This window comes from Janthinobacterium paucivorans, assembly GCF_051380805.1.
Taxonomy (GTDB): Bacteria; Pseudomonadota; Gammaproteobacteria; order Burkholderiales; family Burkholderiaceae_D; genus Janthinobacterium; species Janthinobacterium lividum_D.
Window position 1 is genome coordinate 1 of sequence record NZ_JBNYXR010000030.1, and the last position, 7,395, is coordinate 7,395.

General features: G+C 59.3%; 5 protein-coding genes and 1 rRNA gene. 5 read left to right on the plus strand and 1 reads right to left on the minus strand.

Features of this window, described 5'->3' with window-relative positions:
• From rrf to ACQ4V8_RS21675, 5 genes are all read left to right on the plus strand, one after another.
• Positions 1–103, plus strand: a 5S ribosomal RNA gene (gene rrf / locus ACQ4V8_RS21655); the annotation flags it as partial.
• A 221-nt stretch (positions 104–324) separates the two neighbouring features.
• Positions 325–1,761 carry a DUF3375 domain-containing protein gene (locus ACQ4V8_RS21660; RefSeq protein ID WP_436572182.1) on the plus strand — a complete coding sequence of 479 codons (1,437 nt, stop codon included), beginning with the start codon at positions 325–327 and terminating at the stop codon, positions 1,759–1,761.
• A complete protein-coding gene (locus ACQ4V8_RS21665; RefSeq protein WP_222838437.1) occupies positions 1,761–2,357 on the plus strand; it encodes a DUF4194 domain-containing protein in 597 nt (198 codons plus the stop codon). The genes ACQ4V8_RS21660 and ACQ4V8_RS21665 overlap by 1 nt, the downstream gene beginning before the upstream one ends.
• Positions 2,354–5,752, plus strand: coding sequence for an ATP-binding protein (locus ACQ4V8_RS21670; RefSeq protein ID WP_070345769.1), 3,399 nt, complete (start codon positions 2,354–2,356; stop codon positions 5,750–5,752). The genes ACQ4V8_RS21665 and ACQ4V8_RS21670 overlap by 4 nt, the downstream gene beginning before the upstream one ends.
• Positions 5,749–6,972 carry a Wadjet anti-phage system protein JetD domain-containing protein gene (locus tag ACQ4V8_RS21675; RefSeq protein ID WP_436572183.1) on the plus strand — a complete coding sequence of 408 codons (1,224 nt, stop codon included), beginning with the start codon at positions 5,749–5,751 and terminating at the stop codon, positions 6,970–6,972. The genes ACQ4V8_RS21670 and ACQ4V8_RS21675 overlap by 4 nt, the downstream gene beginning before the upstream one ends.
• Before the next feature lie 217 nt (positions 6,973–7,189).
• On the opposite strand, the gene ACQ4V8_RS21680 is transcribed toward ACQ4V8_RS21675, so the two are convergent.
• A partial coding sequence (locus ACQ4V8_RS21680; protein ID WP_436572184.1) for a hypothetical protein occupies positions 7,190–7,395 on the minus strand: 206 nt, incomplete at its 5' end.

Consider the following 7,395-nt stretch of genomic DNA (forward strand, 5'->3'; position numbering starts at 1 on the left):
ATAGCAAGTTGGTCCCACCCCTTCCCATCCCGAACAGGACCGTGAAACAACTTTGCGCCGATGATAGTGCTGCAACCAGTGTGAAAGTAGGTTATCGTCAGGCTTGTTATTTGGTGCCACAGCCCCCGGCTGTTGCACCTTGAGAAAAACCCCGCCAGTGATGGTGGGGTTTTTTTTCGTCTGCTGGTTTTAGTGTTAGCCCCAAGCGAAGTCTGGGGTCAGACACCCTCGCCCGTTAGCGTGACCTTTGCGTTAGCGGCATTGAGGGGCTGAGCCCGGCTGTTCAGTGCTACAGTGTTGCATAGACCATAAGCACATATACAGATGGATTATCAACAGCTCTCCTCCCAGCGGCGCAATCATCCGGCGTGGCGTTTACTTGCCGCCGATCATGCACCCATGATCGCCAGTTTCCTGCATCTTCATTTTATTGCACCCAATATCCGCACCATCGCACGCCAGCAACTGGCATCCCGTCTGGACGACCATCTGTACCATCTGCATGAACTGGCTGGCGAGGTGTTGTTTCCCAAAAGCGCGACCGCGTATCTGGACGACTGGGCTTCCGACGAGCGGGGCTGGTTGCGCAAATATTATCCGAGCGGCCAGGATGAACCACACTATGATCTGACATCGCCGACCGAACAGGCGATCGCCTGGCTGCTCGGCTTGGGGCAGCGCCAATTCATCGGTACCGAATCGCGCCTGATGACGGTATTCGATTTGCTGCGGCAGATTATCGATGGCACGGAATTGAATCCTCGTACCCGTATCGCCGAGCTGCAAAAACGCAAGGCGGCGATCGATGCCGAAATCGCGCAAATCGCGCAGGGTCGGCTCGACATGATGGAACCGACCCAGATACGCGAACGCTTCCTGCAAATGTCGTCGACGGCGCGTGAGTTGTTGTCCGACTTTCGCGCCGTCGAGCATAATTTTCGCAGCCTGGACCGCTCAGTGCGGGAGCGCATTGCTACCTGGGAGGGTAGTAAGGGGGAATTGCTGCAGGAAATTTTCGGCAAGCGCGATGTGATCGCCGATAGCGATGAGGGTAAAAGTTTTCGCGCCTTCTGGGACCTGTTGATGTCGCCATCGCGCCAGGATGAATTGACGGCATTATTGAATGCAGTCATGGCGCTCGATCCGGTGCGTGAACTGGCACCCGATGGCCGCTTGCTGCGGATTCATTACGACTGGCTGGAAGCGGGTGAAGTGACGCAGCGTACGGTGGCCCGTTTGTCCGAACAGCTGCGGCGCTATCTTGATGATCAGGCTTGGCTAGAAAATCGCCGCATCATGCAATTGATACGCGATATAGAAAAAAAGGCACTCAATGTGCGCGCGGTGGTCGAGCATGCGGCCTTTATCGACATCGACGCCGCAGCGCCGAGTGTGCTGGCACCAATGGACCGCACCTTGTTTGCGCCACCGTTCAAACCCGTCATCTTGCAGGGCGTGCTCGATGAAGCGGCCGAACCGGTGCCGTCCGATGCCTTGTTCGAGCAGGTCTATGTCGATCGCCTGAAGCTGGCGTCGAATATCCGGCGCGCTTTGCAGGAGCGCAAACAAGTGTCGCTCGCCGCGCTGATCGCCGAGTATCCGCTCGAACAAGGCCTGGCGGAACTGGCGACTTATCTGAGCCTGGCGACGCAGGAATTGCCCAGCGTGATCGACGATACGCAAGAAGAAACGATACACTGGACCGACGCCCAAGGTCGTGCGCGCATTGCCACGATGCCTCTCCTTATTTTTAGCGCATGATGAACTCTTCCAGCGAAACCCATTACAGCCAGATCCTGATCGCCTTGATGCAAGGCGTGTTGTACCAGGAAAACGATGTCGCCTTGTGGCAGCCGCTGCTGCTGTTGCAAGCGCGTGTGCGCGACTATTGCCAGCACATCGGCCTGGAACTGATACTCGATGAAGCCGAGGGCTATGCCTATCTGCGCCAGCGTGCCACGCCGGAAGGGGAGGTTGCGCTGCCGCGCCTAGTGCCGCGCCGCCAACTCAGTTATCCGGTCAGTCTGATCCTGGTGCTGTTGCGTAAAAAGCTGGCGGAGTTCGACAACAATGCCGGTGACACACGTCTTATCCTCAGCCGTGAGCAGATCACCGAACAATTACGCCTGTTCCTGCCCGATACCGCGAATGAAGCGCGTTTGCTTGACCGCATGGACACGCATTTGAACAAGGTGGTCGAACTGGGCTTCCTGTATCGATTGCGTGGACAGGATCAGCAATTCGAGGTCCGGCGCATTTTGAAGGCCTTCGTCGATGCGCAATGGCTCAACGATTTCGAGCAGCGCCTGAACGATTACGCCAGCCATGGCATGGAACTGTCGGAGGATGCGCGATGACGGCGCGTGAGCATGAAGACGTTGTAACGCCCCAGCTTGATTTCGCCGACCCGGCGAGCATGGAGCGCGCCGGCTTTCGCCTGCATCACTTCGAAGTCTTGAATTGGGGCACCTTCCATGCGCGCGTGTGGAAGCTGCATCCTGGCGGCGATAATCTGCTTCTGACCGGCGATATCGGTTCGGGCAAGTCGACGCTGGTCGACGCGATCACCACCTTGCTGTTGCCCGCGCAAAAAATCTCCTATAACAAGGCCGCTGGCGCCGATGCACATGAGCGCAGCCTGCGCACCTATGTGCTCGGCCATTACAAATCGGAACGCGGCGACACTGGCAGCACGGCGCGCGCAGTCGCCTTGCGCGACCAGAATACCTATGCCGTGATTCTTGGCGTGTTTTATAACGAAGGCTACGATCAGACAGTGACCCTGGCGCAGGTCTTCTGGCTCAAGGATGCGCGCGGCCAGCCCGAGCGCTTTTATGTGGTGGCGGACAGCGCCTTGGCGATCGCGGACCAGTTCGCCGGCTTCGGCACCGATATTAACCAGTTGCGCAAGCGCCTGCGCGCCAGCAAGGGCGTGACCCTGCACGACAGCTTCCCACCATATGGCGCCGATTTCCGCCGCCGCTTCGGCATCGGCAATGAACAGGCGATGGAGTTGTTTCACCAGACGGTATCGATGAAATCGGTCGGCAATCTGACCGACTTCGTGCGCGAGCATATGCTGGAAGCTTTTCCTGTCGAAGAGCGCATCGCCGCCCTGATCGCCCATTTCGATGATCTGCATCGCGCGCACGAAGCGGTACTGAAGGCGAAACAGCAAATCGAGCAATTGGTGCCGCTGACTGCCGATTGTGCACGCCATGCCAGCTTGCAGCAGCACGATGAGCAATTGCGCGGCTGCCGCGAAGCGTTGCGGCCATGGTTTGCCGCCTTGAAAAGTAACTTGCTGGAAAGCCGTCTGGAACAACTGGTGCTGGAGCTGGAAAAAACGGCGGTGCGCCTGCAGCGGCTGCAACAATTGCGTGGGGAGCAAGGTCTGCGCCGCGATGACATCCGGGAGGCCATTTCCGCTAACGGTGGCAATCGCTTGGCGCAGATCGACGCCGAGATTGCGCGCCTGCAAACGCTGAAGGATGAGCGCGCGCGGCGCGCAGCGCACTACGAGCAACTGGCGCAAGCGCTGGGCTTGCCGGGCGCGGCCGATGACGAAGGCTTTCGCACCAATCTGCGTGCCATCGACAGTGGCCAGGCGCAATGCGTGGTGCAGCGCGACGAGTGTCAGAACAGCCTGACCGAGGCCGGCGTGAAAGTACATGAACTCGGTGCCAGTCATGGCGAGCTGACGGCGGAACTGGAATCGTTGCGCCAGCGCCGCTCGAATATTCCGGGCCAGATGCTGAAACTGCGCGACTTGCTGTGTGGCGCGCTCGATCTCGATGCTGACGAGCTGCCCTTTGTTGGCGAGCTGATCCAGGTGCGCGATGATGGCGGTGCATGGGAAGGGGCGGTCGAACGCCTGCTGCACAATTTCGGCCTGGCGCTGCTGGTGCCGGAAGTTCATTATGCAGCGGTGGCGGCATGGGTTGACCGTAGCCATCTTGGGGCCCGCCTGGTGTATTTTCGGGTACGCTCGGTCAGCGTGCCGGAAGCGCGTCCGCTGCATCCCGATTCGCTGGTGCGCAAGCTGTCGATCAAGCCCGATTCGGCGTTTTATCCCTGGATCGCCAGTGAACTGGCGCGGCGTTTCGACTATGCCTGCTGCGACTCGCTGCAGCAATTTCAGCGCGAAAAACTGGCCATCACGCGTAACGGCCAGATCAAGGCGGGTGGCGAGCGCCATGAAAAGGATGACCGCCATCGGCTCGACGATCGCGCGCGCTATGTGCTCGGCTGGACCAACCAGTCCAAGATCGCAGCGCTGGAAAAGCAGGCGCGTGACCTGGCATTGCGTATTAGCGCGCATGGCGCGCGCATCAGCTCGCTGAAGCTTGAACGTCAATCGTATCAGGATCGTCTTGGTCAGTGGCAGCAATTGGCGGTGTTCCAGCACTTTGGCGAGCAGGACTGGAAGCCGCTGCTGCTGGCGATCGAACAACTGCAGCGTGAAAAAGAGGCACTGGAAGCTGCGTCTGATCTGCTGCAAGAGCTGCAGGGCCAGCTTGAGGCGCTGACGCGAGCGCAAGCCGGCACGGATGAGGACATCAGCCGTCACACCACCGAACATGCCAAGCTCAGCGAACGCCAGGATCAGGCGCGGCGCCAGTTAGCCGACTGCGCCCAGTTGCTGGACGCCACCCCGGTGCCTGCGCGCGAGCTGTATTTTCCTCTGCTGCGGCAGTTGCAGCCGGAAGCCCTGGGCGAACACAAGCTGACGGTGGAGTCGTGCGACAACCGTGAAAAAGACATGCGCAATTTTTTGCAGACGCGTATCGATGCCGACAGCAAGAAAATTGCCAGTTTGCGCGATCGTATCATCAGTGCCATGAGTGATTACGTGACGGCCTGGCCGCTCGATACGCGTGAAGTCGATGTCAGCATCAACGCCGCCGGTGAATTTGGCAAGATGCTGGCGGCACTGCAGGCCGATGACTTGCCGCGCTTTGCGCAACGCTTCAAGGAGCTGCTCAATGAAAACACGATCCGCGAAATTGCCGGTTTTCAATCCCAGCTCAAGCGCGAGCGCGAGACCATCCGCGAGCGCATCGATATCATCAACCGCTCGCTGCACGATATCGATTACAACCCCAACCGCTATATCGCGCTGGAAGCCGAGCCCAACCTGGACGCCGACTTGCGCGATTTCCAGGCTGACTTGCGCGCCTGCACCGAAGGCGCGCTGACGGGATCGAGTGACGAGGAATATTCAGAAGCCAAATTCCTGCAAGTGAAAACCATCATCGAACGTTTCCGTGGCCGCAGCGGCAGCGCCGAGGTGGACAAGCGCTGGACGCGCAAGGTCACCGATGTGCGCAACTGGTTTGTCTTTTCGGCCTCCGAGCGCTGGCGTGAAGACGACCGCGAGCATGAACATTACACCGATGCGGGCGGCAAGTCTGGCGGCCAAAAAGAAAAGCTGGCCTATACCGTGCTGGCTGCCAGCCTGGCATACCAGTTCGGCCTCGAATGGGGTGTGGTGCGCTCGCGCTCCTTCCGTTTTGTCGTGATCGACGAGGCGTTCGGCCGCGGCTCGGATGAGTCCGCACGCTATGGGCTGGAACTGTTCAAGCGCATGAATCTGCAATTGCTGATCGTCACGCCTCTGCAAAAAATCCATATTATCGAGCCGTATGTCGCCGGCCTCGGCTTCGTGCACAGCGAAGAGGGGCGGCAATCGATGTTGCGTTGCCTGAGCATCGAGCAGTACCAGGCTGAGCGCCAGGCGCGCAGCGCATGAGCGACGTGAGCGACATGAGCAGTAGATGGACCACGCCGGCTGCCATCGAGGCGCACTTGCTGCGCCTGTGGAACAGCGGCAGCTGGCTGGCCGCGCATGTCACAGCAATATCGCTGTTTCCCATGACGCTGCCTGTACGTCAGCCCGGCGCCGCGATGATGGGCGAGCAGTTCGATGCGGTACGGCGCTGGATACGGCAACTGGAGGACGGCAGCAAAAGTCACAAGGGCTACGGTTATGTGATCGAGTGGCGTGAGATCAATCATCGCCAGCTGGGGCGCAATCGGGTGCCGGTGCAAGTGGTGGTGGCCGACGAAACCGAGGCCTTGAAGCTGATCGGCAAGGCAGCTGACAAGCGGCGTTTCGAGCAGCTCGCGGCCATCACCCTGCAGATGTTTCCTGCGCTGGCCGGCTGGCTGCAGCGCCGTCCGATGACGATCCTGGAACAGGCGGGTGCATGGGCACGCATCCTGGCGATCTTGCAATGGTTTGTCGCCCATCCACGACCGCAGCTGTATTTGCGCGAACTCGATATTGCCGGCGTCGATGGTAAGTTCATTGAAACGCGCAAGACCCTGCTGGCGGAATTGCTGGACCAGTTGTTGCCGCCTGAAGCCGTCAATGCGGATGCCGTTGGCGCGCGTCAATTTGAAGCGCGTTATGGCCTGCTGGCCAAGCCTGCGCTGATCCGTTTTCGCTTGCTCGACGCCCGCCATCATATCGGCGGCCTGTCCGACCTGAGCGTGCCGGTGGCGCAGTTCACGGCCTTGCGCGCCACGGTCAAGCGGGTCTTCATTACCGAAAATGAAATCAACGGCCTGGCGTTTCCGGAGGTGTCGGACAGTATGGTGATCTTTGGCGGCGGCTATGGCATCGAGCGCCTGGCCGATGTACGCTGGCTCGATGACAGGCAGATCATTTACTGGGGCGATATCGATACGCATGGCTTTGCGATTCTCGACCGCTTGCGCTCGTTCCTGCCCCAGGCGCGCTCGATGTTGATGGATCTGGCGACCCTGGAAGCGCATCACCTATTGTGGGGCAGTGAAGAGACGCACAAGCGTTATACGGGCAGCCTGAGCCGATTGACGCCGGACGAGCATGCATTATTTCAAGTGCTGCGTGACGATGTGTTGGGCGAACGCTTGCGCATGGAACAGGAGCGCCTGGGTTTTCATTGGGTCAGCGCCGCGATTCGTGCTGTCCTAAACTCTGGGTAATGCGGTCGAGGATAATCGTCAGAGGCACCACGCATAGTCTGTTTTCAAGCCCTGGGCCCACGTCCAGTCGCAAGCATTTTCTTGATGGTTTGATTCGCGGGCGCTGGCCGATGCGCTGTTGCGCGATGGCTGGCCGGCCAGCTTGCCGGTGCCGCCCCTGACTAACTGGTGCGGCTACTTCCTGGTGCAGCCGCGTGGGCGTGAGCCATGGGAAGCGCTAGACAGTTTTCGCGAGTGGATCGTGGCTGCTTGCGAAGGGCTTAAATAGTGCTTGCGGGCCACGCGGCGCTTGGCTATAATTCGCCTCCTCGCTGAACGACGCATGTAAATGCAGAGTAAAGCAGGGTGAAAAAAGAAGGTTGACGAAATAGCCGAAACGCTTCATACTCTTTCTTCTTCGCAGCTGACAAACACAACGCTTTG

Bases quoted from the DNA above. Each gene is read 5' to 3' on its own strand.
- ACQ4V8_RS21660 (WP_436572182.1), top strand. From the start codon at position 325: ATGGATTATCAACAGCTCTCCTCCCAGCGGCGCAATCATCCGGCGTGG.
- ACQ4V8_RS21665 (WP_222838437.1), top strand. From the start codon at position 1,761: ATGAACTCTTCCAGCGAAACCCATTACAGCCAGATCCTGATCGCCTTG.
- ACQ4V8_RS21670 (WP_070345769.1), top strand. From the start codon at position 2,354: ATGACGGCGCGTGAGCATGAAGACGTTGTAACGCCCCAGCTTGATTTC.
- ACQ4V8_RS21675 (WP_436572183.1), top strand. From the start codon at position 5,749: ATGAGCGACGTGAGCGACATGAGCAGTAGATGGACCACGCCGGCTGCC.